General features: G+C 71.8%; 8 protein-coding genes. All 8 read left to right on the top strand.

Annotated elements, in window-relative coordinates:
- Positions 1–60: 60 nt before the first annotated feature.
- The 8 genes from ACWCRB_RS43795 to ACWCRB_RS43760 all read left to right on the top strand — a co-directional run bounded on the left by ACWCRB_RS43795 (position 61) and on the right by ACWCRB_RS43760 (position 16,979).
- Positions 61–3,009, top strand: coding sequence for a sarcosine oxidase subunit alpha family protein (locus ACWCRB_RS43795; protein WP_451001404.1), 2,949 nt, complete (start codon positions 61–63; stop codon positions 3,007–3,009).
- Entirely contained in the window at positions 3,002–3,622 is a 621-nt protein-coding gene (locus ACWCRB_RS43790; RefSeq protein ID WP_451001402.1) for a sarcosine oxidase subunit gamma, read from the top strand. Before ACWCRB_RS43795 ends, ACWCRB_RS43790 begins: the two co-directional genes overlap by 8 nt.
- A 294-nt stretch (positions 3,623–3,916) precedes the next feature.
- The gene (locus ACWCRB_RS43785; protein WP_451001403.1) at positions 3,917–6,820 is read left to right on the top strand and encodes a glycosyl hydrolase 115 family protein; all 2,904 of its coding nucleotides are present in this window, start codon (positions 3,917–3,919) and stop codon (positions 6,818–6,820) included.
- Positions 6,821–6,956: 136 nt separating this feature from the next.
- Entirely contained in the window at positions 6,957–7,634 is a 678-nt protein-coding gene (locus ACWCRB_RS43780) for a cinnamyl alcohol dehydrogenase (RefSeq protein WP_451001401.1), read from the top strand.
- 7 nt (positions 7,635–7,641) lie between these two features.
- Entirely contained in the window at positions 7,642–9,945 is a 2,304-nt protein-coding gene (locus ACWCRB_RS43775) for a glycosyl hydrolase family 95 catalytic domain-containing protein (protein ID WP_451001400.1), read from the top strand.
- Between the two features lie 245 nt (positions 9,946–10,190).
- Complete coding sequence (locus ACWCRB_RS43770; RefSeq protein WP_451001399.1) at positions 10,191–10,700, top strand: sigma-70 family RNA polymerase sigma factor; 510 nt, start codon at positions 10,191–10,193, stop codon at positions 10,698–10,700.
- Positions 10,697–11,971 (top strand): hypothetical protein, encoded by a 1,275-nt coding sequence (locus tag ACWCRB_RS43765; RefSeq protein WP_451001398.1) that lies wholly within the window; start codon positions 10,697–10,699, stop codon positions 11,969–11,971. The genes ACWCRB_RS43770 and ACWCRB_RS43765 overlap by 4 nt, the downstream gene beginning before the upstream one ends.
- Before the next feature lie 430 nt (positions 11,972–12,401).
- Positions 12,402–16,979, top strand: a complete 4,578-nt coding sequence (locus ACWCRB_RS43760) for an FtsK/SpoIIIE domain-containing protein (RefSeq protein WP_451001397.1) — start codon at positions 12,402–12,404, stop codon at positions 16,977–16,979.
- Positions 16,980–17,048: the final 69 nt, after the last annotated feature.

Here is a 17,048-nt window from a genome sequence, read left to right as displayed (position 1 = left end):
GCCGTCGGCCTTCTTCCCCTCACCCCCGGCGACCTTCATCGGCTTGCCGAGCGGGCCGCCCTGCACCCAGCCCGTCCGGCGTTTGAGGACGAGGCCCCTTCAGGGCCGACCGGGGGCCTGGGGGCAGAGCCCCCAGAAATTTCGGGAAGGGGTGGGGTGGGGGAAGAAGAATCCCAGCCGCACCGACTCCCCACCCGAGGCCGAGCCAACAAGAACACCCCCCTCACCTTCACCTTCGACGGCACCGAATACCACGGCCACGAAGGCGACACCCTCGCCTCCGCCCTCCTCGCCAACGGCATCATCCACACCGGCACCAGCATCAAACTCGGCCGCCCCCGAGGCATCTTCTCCGCCGGCCCGGAGGAACCCAACGCGGTCATCCAGATCGAGGCCCCGTTCCCCGAACCGATGCTCCCCGCCACCACGGTGGAGTTGTACGACGGCCTGGTCGCGACCAGTCTCCCCGGCCAGGGTCGCCTCGCCACCACCCCCGACCCCGCCCGCTACGACGCCGTACACGCCCACTGCGACGTACTGATCGTCGGCGCGGGCCCCGCAGGCCTCGCAGCGGCGGCGACCGCCGCCCGCACCGGCGCCCGCGTCATCCTCGCGGACGACCGCCCGGAGCCGGGCGGCAGCCTCCTGGGCACGGGCGAGCACCTCGACTGGGTGGACGAGACGGTCACCCACCTCCGAACGGCCCCCGACGTACGCGTCCTGCCCCGCACCACGGTCTTCGGCTACTACGACGACAACCACCTCCTCGCTGTCGAACGCCGCACCAACCACCTCGGCGGCGCCGCCCCCGAGAACGTCTCCCGCGAACGCGTCTGGCGCATCCGCGCCCGCCGAGTGGTCCTCGCGACCGGCGCCCACGAACGCTCGCTGGCCTTCGCGGACAACGACCGCCCGGGCGTGATGCTGGCCGCCTCGGCGCGTACGTACGTGAACCGCCACGGCGTCCTGCCCGGCCGCAGGGCGGTCGTGTTCACCACGAACGACAGCGCGTACGCGGCGGCACTGGACCTCGCCGCGGCGGGTGCGGACGTGGCGGCGATCGCCGACACCCGCACCGAACCGGGCGAGTGGGCGGACCGCGCAAGGTCGGCCGGCATCGAGGTGCTGGCCGGGTACGCGGTCGTCGGCACGGAGGGCGACGCGCGCCTGACGGCCGTAACGGTCGCCCCGTACGGAGAGTCCGACGGAGAACTCACGGGAGGGCAGCGGGAGTTCGCCGCCGACCTCCTCCTCGTCTCCGGCGGCTGGAACCCGGTGGCCCACCTGTTCAGCCAGGCCGGGGGCAAGCTCCGGCACGACGACGCGCTCGGCACGTTCGTCCCCGACAGCTGCCGTCAGGCCGTCGAGGTCGCGGGCAGTGCGACCGGCGTCCTGGACCTGCCGACGGTCCTCGCCCAGGGCGTGGCCGCCGCGTCCCGGGCGATCGAGGCGGAGGGCTGCACGCCTCGTACGCCCCGCCTCCCCGCCCCCGATCCGGCCGCGCAGCCGCTCACCCCGCCCATGCACGTGTACGCCATCCCGGACGCCTCCGACACCCGCTCCTTCGTCGACCTCCAACGAGACGTCACCGTCGACGACCTGGCCCGCGCGACCGGCGCCGGTATGCGCTCGGTCGAGCACACCAAGCGCTACACGACCGCGGGCACCGCCAACGACCAGGGCAAGACGTCCGGGCTCCTGGCCAGTGGCATCGTCGCCGCACTGCTCGGCGTCGACATCTCGGCCCTCGGCACGACCACGTTCCGGCCGCCGTACACGCCCGTCTCCTTCGCCGCCCTCGCGGGCCGTGACCGGGGCGCGCTGCACGACCCGATCCGGACGACCGCCCTGCACACCTGGCATGTCGAGCAGGGCGCGCTCTTCGAGAACGTCGGCCAGTGGAAGCGCCCCTGGTACTACCCGCAGCCCGGCGAGGACATGGAGACCGCCGTCCTGCGCGAGTGCGCCGCCGCCCGCGACAGCGTGGCCTTCATGGACGCCTCCACCCTCGGCAAGATCGACGTACAGGGCCCGGACGCGGGTGTCTTCCTCGACCTGCTCTACACCAACATGATGAGCACCCTGAAGGTCGGCATGATCCGCTACGGCGTCATGTGCCGCCCGGACGGCATGGTCTTCGATGACGGAACCGTCATCCGCCTCGCCCAGGACCGCTTCCTGGTCACCACGACGACGGGCAACGCCGCCGCCGTACTGGACTGGATGGAGGAGTGGTCCCAGACCGAGTGGCCGGACCTGCGCGTCCACTGCACGTCCGTCACCGAGCAGTGGGCCACGGTGGCTCTCGTCGGCCCGCGCTCCCGGGACGTCCTCGGCTCCCTCGCGCCCCAACTGGCCGTGGACAACGCGGACTTCCCGTTCATGGCCTGGCGCGAGACACCCGTCGCGGGCATCGATGCGAGGGTCTGCCGGATCAGCTTCTCCGGTGAACTGGCCTACGAGATCAACGTGTCGCCGTGGGAGGCCCGCGCCCTCTGGGAGGCGCTGTACGAGGCCGGCGCCCCGTACGGCATCACGCCCTACGGCACCGAGACCATGCACGTCCTGCGCGCCGAGAAGGGCTACCCGATCATCGGCCAGGACACCGACGGCACGGTAACCCCACAGGATCTCGGCATGAGTTGGGTGGTGTCGAAGAAGAAGCCCGACTTCATCGGCAAGCGGTCGTACGCCCGTGCCGACGCCGTCCGCCCCGACCGCAAGCACCTGGTCGGCCTGCTCCCGGACGACCCCGGCACCTTCCTACCCGAGGGCACCCAACTGGTCGCCGACAGCGTGCTGCCCGCGCCGCCCGTCCCGATGCTCGGCCATGTCACCTCCAGCTACCGCAGCGCCGCCCTGGGCCGGACCTTCGCCCTCGCCCTGATCAAGGGCGGCCGGGAACGCGTCGGCGAGCGGCTGTACGCCCCCGTGGGAGACCGCCTGGTCCCGGTGACCGTCGCGAGCCCCGTCCTCTACGACCCCGAGGGAGCCCGCCGAGATGGCTGACACCACCACCCTGCTCCACAGCAGCCCCGCGTCCCGCGTGTCCCCCTTGTCCCACGCGGCCGACCGTCTCGCCGCCGCGACCCGTGCCTCCGGGGGCGCGGTCCGGCTGGCCGAACTCCCCTTCCTCGCCCAGCTGAACGTGCGCCTCGACGCCAAGGGAGCGGCGGCCGACGCCATCGGGCTCGCGCTGGGCGTCCCGCTGCCCCTCGCCCCCAACACCGTCGTACGGGCAGGGGAGTTGGTCGCCCTGTGGCTGGGCCCGGACGAGTGGCTGCTCGTGGGCCCGCCCGGCAGCGAACGGGATCTGGAAGGCCGTATCCGGGAGGCGGCCGGGGACGAGCCGGTGTCCGTCATCGACGTCTCCGCCCAGCGCACCACCCTCCTCGTCACGGGCCCGCGCGCCCGCGACCTCCTGGCCCACGGCTGCGCCCTCGACCTGCACCCGCGCGCCTTCGGCCCCGGCCACTGCGCCCAGACGACCCTCGGCCGCACCCAGGTCGTCCTGGTCGCCCGGGACGAACCCAGGGCCGGCTTCTGGGTCCTGGTCCGCTCGTCCTTCGCCGGCTATCTGACGGACTGGCTGCTGGACGCGGCGACGGAGTACGTGGGCTGAGGGGCCGACCTCGCCGACCGGGCCGGGCACGGATTCGCCGACGTCGATCGTCTGGACGTCGTGCCGGGCCTGTCCTAGGGTGCGTGATGCATAGCAAGCGCTTTCTGGCCTGACCGGGCCACCCCCACACTCATACGCTCAGCTCCTTGACCGGCTGCGCGAAGAGCCGAAGCGGGGCGCCGGGCGGAAAGGGAGCGTCTCGTGCCGCACCACGAACCCCGGAACCGGTCGCAGCAACCACAACCGCCGCAGGCCCCCACGGGGGCATGGACCCGCAAGTCGTTCCTGCGCGGCCTGGCCGCCGCCGGAGCGACCCCGCTGCTCCCCGGTCTGCTTCCCGCAACCGCCCACGCAGCACCCTCTGTTCTCACCGGCAGACCCGCTGTTCTCACCGGCAGACCCGAATTCCCCCTGGTGCAGGGCGGATCAGCCACCGCCGTCTACGTGGACGCGGCCGACGATCCCGCCGTGATCCGCGCAGCCGGCGACCTTCAGGCGGACGTCGAACGGGTCACCGGCATCCGCCCCCAGCTGGTCCACGCCCTGCCCCAGCAGGTGCCGCACCTCGTCGTGATCGGCACGATCGGCGCGAGCCCGGTCATCGACCGACTCATCGCCCAGGGGCGACTCAACGTCTCCCAGGTGAAGGGGAGTTGGGAGGCGTCGGTCACCCAGGTCGTCGACCGCCCGCTGCCCGGAGTGGACCGCGCCCTGGTGATCGCGGGCAGCGACCGGCGCGGCACGGTCTACGGGATCTACGACACCTCGGAACGCATCGGCGTCTCGCCCTGGTACTGGTGGGCCGACGTACCGGTGGAGCACCGCGACGAGGTGACCGTGCCGACGGGCCCCTTCGTCCGCCACGAGCCCTCGGTCCGCTACCGGGGCATCTTCGTCAACGACGAGCAGAACCTGACCACTTGGTCCCACCGCACCCAGGAGCCGGACAAGAACATCGGCCCGGAGACGTACAAGCGCGTCTTCGAACTGCTCCTCCGCCTCAAGGCCAACTACCTCTGGCCAGCCATGCATCCGTACTCCGACTTCTTCAACAAGCACCGCGAGAACCCCGAACTCGCCGAGCGGTACGGCATAGTCGTCGGCTCCAGCCACCCCGAGGCGCTGCTGCGCAACGGCGTCCACGAATGGGACCCGTGGGCGGCGGAGCACCGGAACGCCGATGGCAGCCTGCCGGTGTACGACTACACGGTGAACCCCGGTGTCATCTCGGACTACTGGAGAGCCCGGGCCCGCCAGAACGCCACGTACGAGAGCAGCTGGACGCTCGGGATGCGCGGCCTGCACGACACGGCACTGGAGACGAAGTACGCCACGACGATCCCGGAGAAGGTCGTGGTGATGAACGACATCATCGCCGACCAGCGCCGCATCCTGGCCGAGGAGGTCGGCCAGGCTGCCGAGCCGCAGATCTTCATCCCGTACAAGGAGGTGCTGGACCTGTACAACGCGGGCGTCCAAGTCCCCGACGACGTCACGCTCATCTGGCCGGACGACAACCACGGCAACATGCGCCAGCTGCCGAACGAGGCCGAGCGGCGGCGCGAAGGCGGCAACGGCATCTACTATCACCTCTCCTACTGGGGCCGCCCGAAGAGCTATCTGTGGCTGGACACCACCCAACTCGCCAAGGTCTGGCAGGAGTTGAGCCGGGTGTACGAGCACGGCGCCGACCGGATGTGGATCTTCAACGTGGGGGACGTCAAGTCGATCGAGACCGGGCTGTCCTTCGCCATGGACGTCGCCTGGGACGTGGACAGATGGGGCGCGGACGACGTGGAGGGCTTTCTCGTCGAGTGGGCGGGCTGGCAGTTCGGGCGCCGGCACGGTCGCGAGATCGCCGCGATCCGTACGGAGTACTACCGTCTCGCGGCCGAGCTGCGCCCGGAGTTCATCGCCAAGGGGCTGGTCTCGGTGGTCCATCATGGTGACGAGGCGGGGCGCCGGATGGACGCCTACGCCCAACTCCTTGAGCGGGCGCGGATTTTGGGCGCCAGGCTTCCCGAGGCCTACCGGGACGCCTACTTCGAATTGGTCGAATACCCGGTGCACGGCGCCTACTTGATGAACCTGAAGTACTACTGGGCGGACCGCAACGCCCTCGCGGTCCGTCAGGGACGCGGCGCCGGGACCAACCGTTTCGCGGACCTGGCCGAGGCGGCTCACTCGACCGAGGCGGCGCTGACCAAGCGGTACAACACCGAGGTGGCGGGCGGGAAATGGGACGGGATCGTCAATCCGTACCCCTCGCAGATCCCGAAGGCGCCGGGCCGCCCGGCCGTCAGCAGGGTCGCTCGGCAGGAGACGTCGGGGCTGGGGGTGGCGTCCGAGGGCAACGAGACGGGGACGGCCCGCCCGCTGTCCTTCTTCTCCGGCACCCGGGACCGCCGCTTCGTGGACGTCTTCAACACCGGTTTTCTGGCGGTGAGCTGGACCGCCGAGGCCAGTCACCCCTGGGTCCTGCTGAGCGAGTCGGGCGGTTCCCTCACCGAGCAGACCAGGGTGTGGGTGGAGATCGACTGGGACCGGGTGCCCGAGGGGACGTACGACGCGACGGTCACGGTGAGCGGGGGCGACGCCGGGCAGCGTGTCGACGTACCGCTGAGCGTGCGCAACGACGGTGAGCGGGCGCGCCGTTGGGCTCGTGGGTTCGTCGAGGCGCACGGGTGCGTCTCGATCGACGCCGTGCACACCGACCGCCGGGTGGCGCGTGGCGGGGCCCGCTGGCGTACCGTGCGCGGGCTGGGCCGTCGTACCGGCGCGGTGGAGGCGGTGCCGTCGACGGCGGCGCCGGTCACCGCCGAATTCGCCGCGCGGGCACCGGAGTTGAGGTACCGGGTGCGCTTCAGCAGCACGGGTACCTTCCCGGTGACCGTCTTCCGGCTGCCGTCGCTCGACGAGCGGGGGTACCGGCGGGTCGCCGTGGCTCTCGACGACCAGCCGGTGGCGGTCCTGTCGGGGCAGTCCGTCGCCACGGGCAACCGGGGGGACGCCTGGGCCCGCAATGTGGAGGACGGTGTGGAGAGGCTGACGGCGATGGTGACGGTCGCCGAAGCCGGTGAGCACGTCCTGCGGGTCTTCATGGTCGACCCGGGGATCGCCGTCGACCAGATCGTCATCGACACGGGCGGACTGCCGGTCAGTTATCTGGCTCCGCCGGAGAGTTATCGCCCCGCCTAGGCGGTGGCGGAGTGCAGGAGATTACATCGGATCTATCTTCGGCTTGACGGGAGCGTTGACGCCTATCTGGGCCAGTTCTAGGCTCACCCGACAGATAGATCCGATGAATCGCCACTCCCGGAAGGGTTGATTTGGCATGGCCATGACGCCATCGAGGCGCACGATTCTGGCAGCCGGAGGCTTACTCGCCGGCGGTACGGCCTGGCTGACGCCCCAGGCGGCGGCCGCAGCCGCAGCCGCGTCCCCCACGGACGGCTGGACGAAGACGACCTTCACCTACGGCATGCAGAAGCCGTGGAACCTGGCCCTGAGCGACCGGTACAGCAACAGCGGCGGCGTCCACCGCATGTGGGTCTACGACACCGACGAGCCCATGTCCGAGGGCAGTTCGACCGACCCGCGCACCGAGATGCGCTGGCGGCAGGAGTACACGTCGGGCCGCCACATGTGGGACGCCGACGTGTACCTCCCGTCGGGCACGAACGGCGCGACCTTCGTGCAGATCCTCCGCGTGATCCACCCCGAGGGCACCCCGGCCACCGACTTCATGCTCAACGCGTACAGCGGGAGCGGCGGCACGGTACGGGCGTACGACAGCACGGTCCTGAAGACCAACGCGTACGACACCTGGTTCAACGTCAAGATCGCGCACGACGCGTCGGCGGGCAGCGTGAACGTCTATTTCGACGACGAGTTGGTCCTCACGAGGGCGGATCGGGGTCCCGCCACCCGGCACTTCAAGAACGGCGTCTACCACCACGGCAGCGGACGGGCCGAGGCCCGCTTCCGCAACATCACCTACTGGACGCGGTGATCCGGCGATGACCTCCAGAAGAGCGGTTATCGGATCGGCGCTGGCCGGGACAACGGCCGCAGCTCTGCCGGGAGTTGCCCAGGCGGCCGACAGTGAGGTCGGCAGTGCGGGTGTCACCGCCCCTCCTTCGGGCGGCCGTTGGAAGCTCCGCAACCGTATGGACTCGGACGCGGCCTGGGCGGACTTCCTGCGCCGGCAGGATCTGCTGTGGCGCAGGGTGCCCACGCTGTGGCACGAGGGTCCGTTCCTCGGGGACGGGCGGCTGGGCAGCATGGTGTACCAGGAGCCGGGCGCGAACGCGATCCGCTTCACCGTCCAGCACGGCGAAGTCCAGGACCACCGCCCGGAGTTCGGCAGCGGCTGGGGCACCTGCCGCCTCCCGGTCGGACATCTGACCCTGGACCCGGTCGGCACCATCACCGCCGTGGACTGGCGCCTGAGCCTGTGGAACGCCGAACTGACCGGCACGATCACCACGGACAAGGGCACGCTCACCCTCGCCGCCCTCATCCACGACGGCGTCCTCGCCGCCCGTGTCACGGCGGCCGGCGACGAGGAGGTCCACTGGACCTTCCACCCCGAGGAGGCCATCAGCCCGCGCAAGATCAGCGAGGCCCCGCCGGCGGGATACGTCCCCAACCCGCCCTGGACCACCGGGTCGACGGGCGACGGCATCGAACAGGTCCTCCAGCCCCTCACGGGAGGCGGCCAGACGGCCACGGCCTACCGCCACTCGCACGACACCCTCCTCCTCACGGTCGCCCACAGCCACCCGTCCGACACCAGGGCAGGGGAGGAGTCGCTCAGGAAGATCCGCCGTGCCAGGCCGAGTTACGCGGCCCTCCGCGCCCCGCACACCCGCTGGTGGCACACGTACTACCGCAAGAGCTTCGTCTCGTTCCCCGACGAGCGGCTGCAGAGCTTCCACTGGATCCAGCTCTACAAGGTCGCGTCGGCCAGCCGCGCGGGCGGCCCGCCGATGGCCACCTGCGGCCCCTGGCTGGAGCCCACGCCCTGGCCGGCGGTGTGGTGGAACCTCAACATCCAGCTGGAGTACTGGCTCATCCACGGCTCCAATCACCTGGAACTGGACGCGCTGGCCACGACCGTCCGCCAGAACCAGGAACAGCTGACCGCCAACGTGCCCGCCGCGTACCGCTCGGACAGCTCCGGAGTGGGCCGCAGCTCCGACATGTTCGCCAACCGGAACGTGGGCACACCGGGCACCGGCGCCGAAGTCGGCGATCTGGCCTGGGCGTTGCACAACGTGTGGCTGAGCTACCGCCACAGCATGGACGAGAAGCTGCTGCGGGACACGCTCTACCCCCTCCTCCGCCGGGCGGTCAACTACTACCTGCACTTCCTCCAACCAGGGGACGACGGCAAGCTGCACCTCCCGTCGACGCTCTCCCCGGAGTACCCGGTGATCCCCCCGAAGGACACCAACTACGACCTGGCGCTGATCCGTTGGGGCTGCACCGCACTCCTGGAGGCGGCGGAACGCCTGGGCGTCGACGACCCGCTCGCGCCCCGCTGGCAGGAGACCCTGGCCAGGCTGACGCCGTACCCGGTCGACGACAACGGCTACATGATCGGCGCGGACACCCCGTACGCGCAGTCCCATCGCCACTACTCGCACCTGCTGATGGTCTACCCGCTGTACCTGGTCAACTGGGACCAGCCGGAACACCGCGAGCTGATCGAGAAGTCGGTGGTCCACTGGCACGCGCTGACCGGCTCCCACCGCGGCTACAGCTACACGGGCGCCGCGTCGCTGTACGCGATGATGGGCCGCGGTGACACGGCCCTGACCTACCTGAAGAAGTTCTTCGACACCAGCACGCGCTACCCGTGCCGGGCCAACACCCACTACACGGAGGCCGGCCCGGTCATCGAGACCCCTCTCTCAGCCTCCCAGTCGCTGCACGACATGCTCTGCCAGAGCTGGGGCGACGTCATACGGGTCTTCCCCGCCGTCCCGCCCAGCTGGCCGGACGTCACCCTCCACGACTTCCGTACCCAGGGCGCCTTCCTGATCAGCGCGGTCCGTACGACGGGCATCACCCGCTTCATCCGCATCCGAAGCCTGGCGGGCGAGCCGCTGCGCCTGCGGCACGACCTGACCGGCGGTCCGGTGCGGGCGGTGCTGGACGACGGCACGCGGGCCCGTACGGAGGTGTCGGAGGACGGCACCCTCACGATCGAACTGGCCGAGGGGCGGGAGGTGCTGCTGTACGCGGGGGAGCGGCCCGACCTCGTGATCGGGCCGGTGCGGCTGGGGGAGCGGGGGGAGGCCTGGGGGCTGCCGTAGAGTCGTGCGGCCTTCCTGTGGGGCATGGCATTCCTTCCCGACTGGGCTACTTGTGCGTTGTCGTGACGGAATGGAAACCGAACTCTGAGCTGGATCTGAGCTACCTCTGCTCGGTTTTGTCTGTATTGGGCAAAAACTGATACAGGAAAAATCGTCAAGAGGTCAATAACCTCGGAGTTCCACCGCGTCTCAGTAAGCACGCGGTCCCCATGTCGCCTCGCAGAGAGCGTCGTTGGAGCCAAACCATGTCTCACGCTCGACCGTCCGGCTCTCCCCCCACCGCTGAGCGCTACCGTGCCCGTCTGCTCCACTACGTGTACCGATTCACCTCAGGAGACAGACACCGTGCCGAGGACATCGTGCAGGAGACGATGTTGAGGGCCTGGCTCGCCGCCGCCGACCTCGACCGGCACGACGAGGACCGCCGGATCGCCTGGTTGTACCGCGTCGCCCGCAATCTCGCGGTCGACGCCCACCGGCGCGACCGGGCCATCCCGGTCGGCGTGATTCCGGACGGAATGGTGCACCGGCCGGACAGTGCCGGCGACCTGGCCGACGGCGTCGCCGACCGTCAGGTCGTCCGGCTGGCCCTGGCGGGGCTGTCGCCCGAGCATCGCGAGGTGCTGTTCCACATCCACTTGCGCGACCACACCCGGGCGGAGGCCGCGCGGACCATCGGGGTCCCGCAGGGCACCGTCAAGTCCCGCAACCACTACGCCCTGTTGGCGTTACGAGACCAGATCCAGGCGGCATGAGGAACACCGACCCCTTCGTCTTCTTCCGGCAGCACAGCGACACCATCTACCGGGTGCTCGGCATCGCCGGGGCGCTGCTGCTGGTCTTCCTGCTGCTGCGCGTGTGGGCGATGCGCTGGGGCGGCTGGCGCGCGGCCTGGGCGCGGCTGCGCCGTGAACTGGCCGTCACCCGTTACGCGTTCACCGCGCCCGTGCGGGCCTGGTACCGCCACCGGAGCAGTCTGCGGCTGCTCGTACGGCGGTTGGGTGCCCCCGAGACCTGGCGGGACGCCGAACGGGCCCTGGCCGCGGCCCGGTTGGCCGCCGCACCGGCCCGACCGTACGCCGCGCTGGTGGACTCCGACTCGGTCGCCGTGCTCCTCGCCGGGACCGAACTCCCGCAGCCCGACCCCGACGGGGTGTGGTGGACGGAGCCGGACGAACCGGAGCGCTGGCTCGTGGCCCGCGCGGACCTGCCCTCGGTGACACCGGAGGCGGCCGACATCCGCCCGATCATCGTCGCTGTCGGTGAGGCGGACCGGTCGGCGGCCTTCCTCGACCTGGCCGTCGGTCCGCCCGTGCTCTCCGTCACCGGGAACGACCGGGCGGCCACGGCCCTGGTCCAGGCGGTCGCCGCGCAGCTCGACGTACGGCTGCCGAGCCCGCTGGTCGTCGTCGCCGAGGGCGTGCACCAGGACTACCCGGGCCCTCCGGTGCGGTCCGCCTACCGGACCGCCCGGGAGACCCCGCCCCGGCTCGGTATCGCGCCCGTGCTGATCGCGGCCGAACTGCCGGACCCGCTGCCCCCGGAGTTCGCCGCCCCGCCCGGGGACGACCCCACGGTCCGGGCCGTGGTCATGGGCCCCGGCCGCGCGTACGTCCGCTCGCTGCTGACCGACCGGCACGGCCGGGTGGCCGTCACCGGGACCCCGCTGCTGGCCCGCTGCGGCCCGCTGGGCAGCGCCGTGGCCAAGGTGCTGCCCTCGATCCCGCCCGTCCTGCCGCCCGCCCCGGCCGCCGAGGCCTCGACGGGACTGGACGGCCGCCAGGCGCGCGACCTGTTCGAGGAGGAGGAAGAGGGGGGCACTCCGACCGGGACCGGGGAAGGAGCGGCGATCGTCGCCCGCGCCGCCTCCGGTACGGCCGCCACCACCTCCGTGACCTCCCTGCACGAGAGCGGCGAGGCCTCTCTCTCCGAGGCCGCCCGCCCCGGCGCCCCCCGCGCGGCCGATCCCCGCGGCCCGGATTCCGCTCGGGCCACCGGCCCCGGCACCACGTCCACGCACAGCTGACCCCCTCTCGCCCCTGGTTGGACCCTCGTGAATCTGCCCCTCACCACAGCCGTCCCGGGCTCGGATCCCGACGCTTCCCGCCCGGTCGTCCCGAGCCCGGCCCCGGCGCCCGGCACCACGTCCACGCACAGTTGACCCCCTCTCGCCCTTGGTTGGACCCTCGTGAAGCTGACCGTCACCACAGCCGTCCCGGGCTCGGATCCCGAGGCTTCCCGCCCGGTCGTCCCGAGCCTGGCCCCGGCGCCCGGCACCACGTCCACGCACAGTTGACCCCCTCTCGCCCTTGGTTGGACCCTCGTGAAGCTGACCGTCACCACAGCCGTCCCGGGCTCGGATCCCGAGGCTTCCCGCCCGGTCGTCCCGAGCTCGGCCCCGGCCCCTGGCACCACGTCCACGCACAGCTGACCCCTCGCGCACCGGTTGGACCCACGTGAACCTCATCCTCACCACCGCCGACCCGGCCGGGCGCCGGGCGGACCATCTGCTGGACCTGCCCGAGGGAGCCACGGTCGGTGACCTCGGCGCCGCCCTGGAGGCGGGGCCGCTGTATCTGGGCGACCGGCTGCTCGGCCCCGATCTGCCCGTCGGCGCCAGCGGCATCCGCGAGGGTGTCGTGGTCGGTCTGGGCGCCCCGGTGCCGGCCGCCACCGCCGCCCGCGCCTGGGAACCGCCGTCCTCCGACCCGGAGTTGGTGGAGATCCGGCAGGTGGGCGGGCCCGGCGCCGGGCGGTCCTGGCGGCTGGGGCCCGGCAGTCACGAGGTCGGCACCGACCGGGGCTGCGCCCTGCGACTGGACGGCGGGGGCGCACCCGAGCAGGGCGTGTGGATCACGATCGGCACGGACGGCACGGTGACCTACCGGCTGCCCGAGGACGCCGACCCCGCCCGCTGCGGGCTGCGCAGCCTCACCCCGCCGCCGCCCGTGGACCCGGAGACCGGGACACCGCTGACCGTCGAGGAACCGGCGGGCCCGCAGGACGGCGGACCCGGCGGGCACACCCCGCAGCCCGCCCGGCCAGGACCCGACGGTCTGCCGGAGGAGCCCCCGCTGCCCCCGGTCGGCTGGATTCCGCCGCCGGACGACGGCTCCGAGGACTGGCCCGAATACGCCGACCTGTCGCTCGGCGACCATCTGCTGCGGCTCTGCCCGCCGTTCGACCCGGACGCGGCCGTCAACCCCTCGGCCGACGGCCTGGCCATCGAGTACAACCGGCCGCCGCGCATCGCCCCGCACCTGGACGGCGAGCAGATCCGTATGCAGGGTCCGCCCGGCGAACGCGGCTCGCGGCCGTTCCCGCTGCTGATGATGATGATGCCGCTGGTCATGGGCCTCGTCATGATGGGCCTGTTCCGGTCCTTCTACTTCATCATCTTCATCTTCTTCACGCCGATGATGGCGGTCAGCAACTGGATCATGGGCCGCCGCACCGGGCGCAAGCAGCAGGAGGAGGCGCTGCGCATCTACCGGCTGCGCCGCGCCTCCCTGGAGCTGGAGATGCGCGACGCGACCGTGGCGGAACGGCAGTTGCGCAACATCACCTTCCCCGACCCGGCCACCGTCCTGCTCACCGCCACCGGCCCCGGCAGCCTGCTGTGGCAGCGCCGCCGCCGCGACCCCGACCACCTCACCCTCAGGCTCGGCACGGTCACCCGCCCGTCCCTCAAGCGCATCGACGACCAGGCCCGCGAGTCCAACCACCGCCAGGTGCACTGGCGCCTGGCCGACGTACCGTTCGGCGTCGAACTGGCCGACTTCGGCGTCGTGGGCCTGTCAGGGGCCGGCGAGACCCCTCGTACGGTGGCCTGCTGGGCCGTGGCGCAGGCCGCGGTCCTGCACAGCCCCCGGGACCTCAGGATCGTCGTCCTCACCGACGACGCGCACGCCGACGCCTGGAACTGGGTGCGCTGGCTGCCGCATCTGCGGCCCGACCGCGGCGGCTCGGTCATCTCGCTCGGCAACGACCCGGAGAGCACCGCCCACCGCGTCAACGAGCTGATCGCCGACATCCAGGCCAGGACCTCCGCCGCCACCTCCGCGCTGGGCCACACCCTGCTGCGCGAACCGGACGTCCTCGTCGTCCTCGACGGGGCCCGGCGGCTGCGGGACGTGCCCGGCGTCGTCCAGGTCCTGACCGGCGGGCCCGGCGTGCGGATCTTCAGCCTGTGCGTGGACGAGCGCGAACGGCTGCTGCCCGAGGAGTGCACCGCCGTCATCACGACGGAGGGCAACCGGCTGACCGTACGGGCGTCCGGAGTGCCCTCCGTCGAGGACATCCGGGCCGACCTGGTCGGCACCGACTGGTGCGAGGAGGTCGCCCGCGCGCTCGCTCCCGTACGGGACGTCACCGTCGACAGCGACTCCGGGCTGCCCTCCGACGTACGACTGCTGCCGCTGCTCGACCAGGAACCTCCCAACCCGGCCGCGATCGCGGCGAGTTGGGCCCGCCGGCCCGCCTCCACCGCGTTCACGCTCGGTGCCGGGTACGAGGGTGAACTCCGCCTCGACCTGGTCAGGGACGGCCCGCACGGGCTGATCGGCGGCACCACCGGATCCGGCAAGTCCGAGCTGCTGCAGACCATGATCGCCTCGCTGGCCGCCGTCAACCGGCCCGACGAACTGGCCTTCGTGCTGGTCGACTACAAGGGCGGCAGCGCCTTCCGCGAGTGCGCCGAACTCCCGCACACCCTCGGCATGATCACCGACCTGGACGGTCATCTGGTCCAGCGCGCCCTGGCCTCGCTGGACGCCGAACTGCGCCGCCGTGAACGCGTACTGGCCGACGTCGAGGCCAAGGACCACCCCGAGTACCGGGCCAAGCGGGCCCGCGACCCGAAGCTGCCCGCGCTGCCGCGCCTGCTCCTGGTCATCGACGAATTCGCCACGCTGGTAAGGGAGTTGCCCGAGTTCGTGCCGGGTCTGATCAGCCTCGCCCAGCGCGGCCGTTCCCTCGGTCTGCACCTGGTCCTTGCCACCCAGCGGCCCGGCGGCTCGGTCAGCAACGAGATCAAGGCCAACACCAACCTCCGGATCGCCCTGCGCGTGACCGACCGCTCCGAGAGCCAGGACATCATCAACGCCCCGGAGGCGGCCAGCATCTCGCCCTCCACCCCCGGCCGCGCCCTCATCCGGCGTGGCGCCGGCGCCCCCACCCCGTTCCAGACGGCCTGGGTGGGCGCCGAGCGCGCCGGAGCCGCCATGCCCGAGTCGGCCACGCCCTCCCGTCCCGTACGCGGGGTCGAACTGACCTGGAACCGGCTGGGCCGCCCCGCCGGACTGACCGCCGCGGAGGACGACCACGACGTCGTCGTCGAGCACCTCACCGGCGGCGAGGAACCCGTCACCGACCTGAGCGCCCTGGTCGAGGCCCTCGGCCGGGCCGCCGAACTCCTCGACGACTACAAGCCGCAGCGCAGCCCCTGGCTGCCCCCGCTGGCCGAGACCGTCCGCATGGAGTCCCTGCCGCCCTGCCCGCCGCCCGAGCCCGGCGGCCTGCCGCTGGTGCCGTACGCCCTCATGGACGTCCCGCAGTTCCAGCAACAGCGGCTCGGCACCATCGACTTCGCGAGTTTCGGGCACCTCTACGTCATCGGCTCGCCCCGCTCCGGACGCACCCAGGTCCTGCGGACCGTCGCCGGCTCCGCCGCCCTCGTCATCCCCAGCGCCGACCTGCACATCTACGGCATCGACGCGGCCGGCGGCGGCCTCGCCGCCCTGGAGTCACTGCCGCACTGCGGCGCCGTGGTCTCCCGGCACGACACGGAACGCCTGGAGCGGCTGATCTCCCGCCTGACCGCGGAGTTGACGATCCGTCAGCGGCTGGTCTCGCAGCACAGCGCCGCCGGCATCGCCGAACTGCGGGCCAAGCTCCCCAAGGACCGCCGCCCGGCCCATCTGCTGCTGCTCATCGACGGCTGGGACGCGCTCAGCGCGATGCTCGACGACTACGACGGCGGCCGGCTGTACTCCGAGGTCGTACGGCTGCTGCGGGAGGGCGCGGCGGCCGGCATCCATGTCATCGCCACCTCCGAGCGCATCCTGCTCGGCGGCCGCCTCGCCGCCCACAACGACAGCCGGTTCCTGCTCAAGCAGGCCGACCTCAGCGACTACAACATCGCCGGAATCGGCCGCAACAAGGTCCCGGCGCACATCCCGCCCGGCCGCGGCTGGCACGCCCCCAACGGGGTCGAGGCGCAGATCGCGCTGCTGCCCACCGAGGAAGGCGTCGACCAGGGCGAGGCCCTGATCGAGATCGGCCGCCGCACCACCGCCCGCGACGCGGCGCTCCCGGTCGTCCGCCGGCCCTTCCGTATCGAGGAACTCCCCTCCCTGATCGGCTTCCAGGAGGCGGCGGACCTTGTACCGGAGCCCCAACGCCGTCCGCTGTGGGCCCTGGTGGGCATCGGCGGTGACGCGGCGGAACCCCTCGGCTTCGACTTCGCGGCCGGCGGCGGCTCCTTCATCGTCGCCGGGCCCCCGCGTTCGGGGCGCAGCACGACGCTCGCCTCCATGTGCGTGTCCCTGCTGATGGGCGGCACGGCACTTGTCGTCCTCGCGCCGCGCGACTCGCAGTTGCGGCAACTCGCCGCGCACGACCTGGCCCAGGTCATCACCGACCACGACCCTTCGGCGGACGCGGTCACCCAGGCCCTGCGCGCGGTCGCGGGACAACCGGTGGTCGTCGTCGTGGACGACGCGGACCTGCTGCTGTCCTGCGGGGCCGACAAGGTGCTCCGGCAGGTCGCGACCTCGGGGCGCGACCGGCAGCAGGGCCTGCTCCTCGCCGGGCTGCCCGAGTCGATGAGCTCCCTCGGCTGGGTCGGGATGGCCCGCCGCTCGCGGCGCGGCATCCTGCTCGGGCCGAAGTCGATCGGCGAGGGCGACCTCATCGGGGTGCGCATCTCCTCCGAGCAGGTCCGTACCCCGCTGTCCCCCGGCCGCGCCTGGACGGCGAGCGAGGCGGGCGCCCCGATCGCGGTCCAGGTGCCGCTCACCTTGCTGGACGGCTGACAGACGGTAGGGGGTCGAAACCAACCGCGAGGCCGAGCAGCTGATCACCGCGCTGCTGCTGCTCGCCCG

The sequence above is a fragment of the Streptomyces sp. NPDC002156 genome, assembly GCF_053593675.1.
This window is presented reverse-complemented; position numbering and strand designations above follow the sequence as displayed.

Bases quoted from the DNA above. Each gene is read 5' to 3' on its own strand.
- ACWCRB_RS43765 (WP_451001398.1), top strand. From the start codon at position 10,697: ATGAGGAACACCGACCCCTTCGTCTTCTTCCGGCAGCACAGCGACACC.
- ACWCRB_RS43775 (WP_451001400.1), top strand. From the start codon at position 7,642: ATGACCTCCAGAAGAGCGGTTATCGGATCGGCGCTGGCCGGGACAACG.
- ACWCRB_RS43780 (WP_451001401.1), top strand. From the start codon at position 6,957: ATGGCCATGACGCCATCGAGGCGCACGATTCTGGCAGCCGGAGGCTTA.
- ACWCRB_RS43790 (WP_451001402.1), top strand. From the start codon at position 3,002: ATGGCTGACACCACCACCCTGCTCCACAGCAGCCCCGCGTCCCGCGTG.
- ACWCRB_RS43770 (WP_451001399.1), top strand. From the start codon at position 10,191: ATGTCTCACGCTCGACCGTCCGGCTCTCCCCCCACCGCTGAGCGCTAC.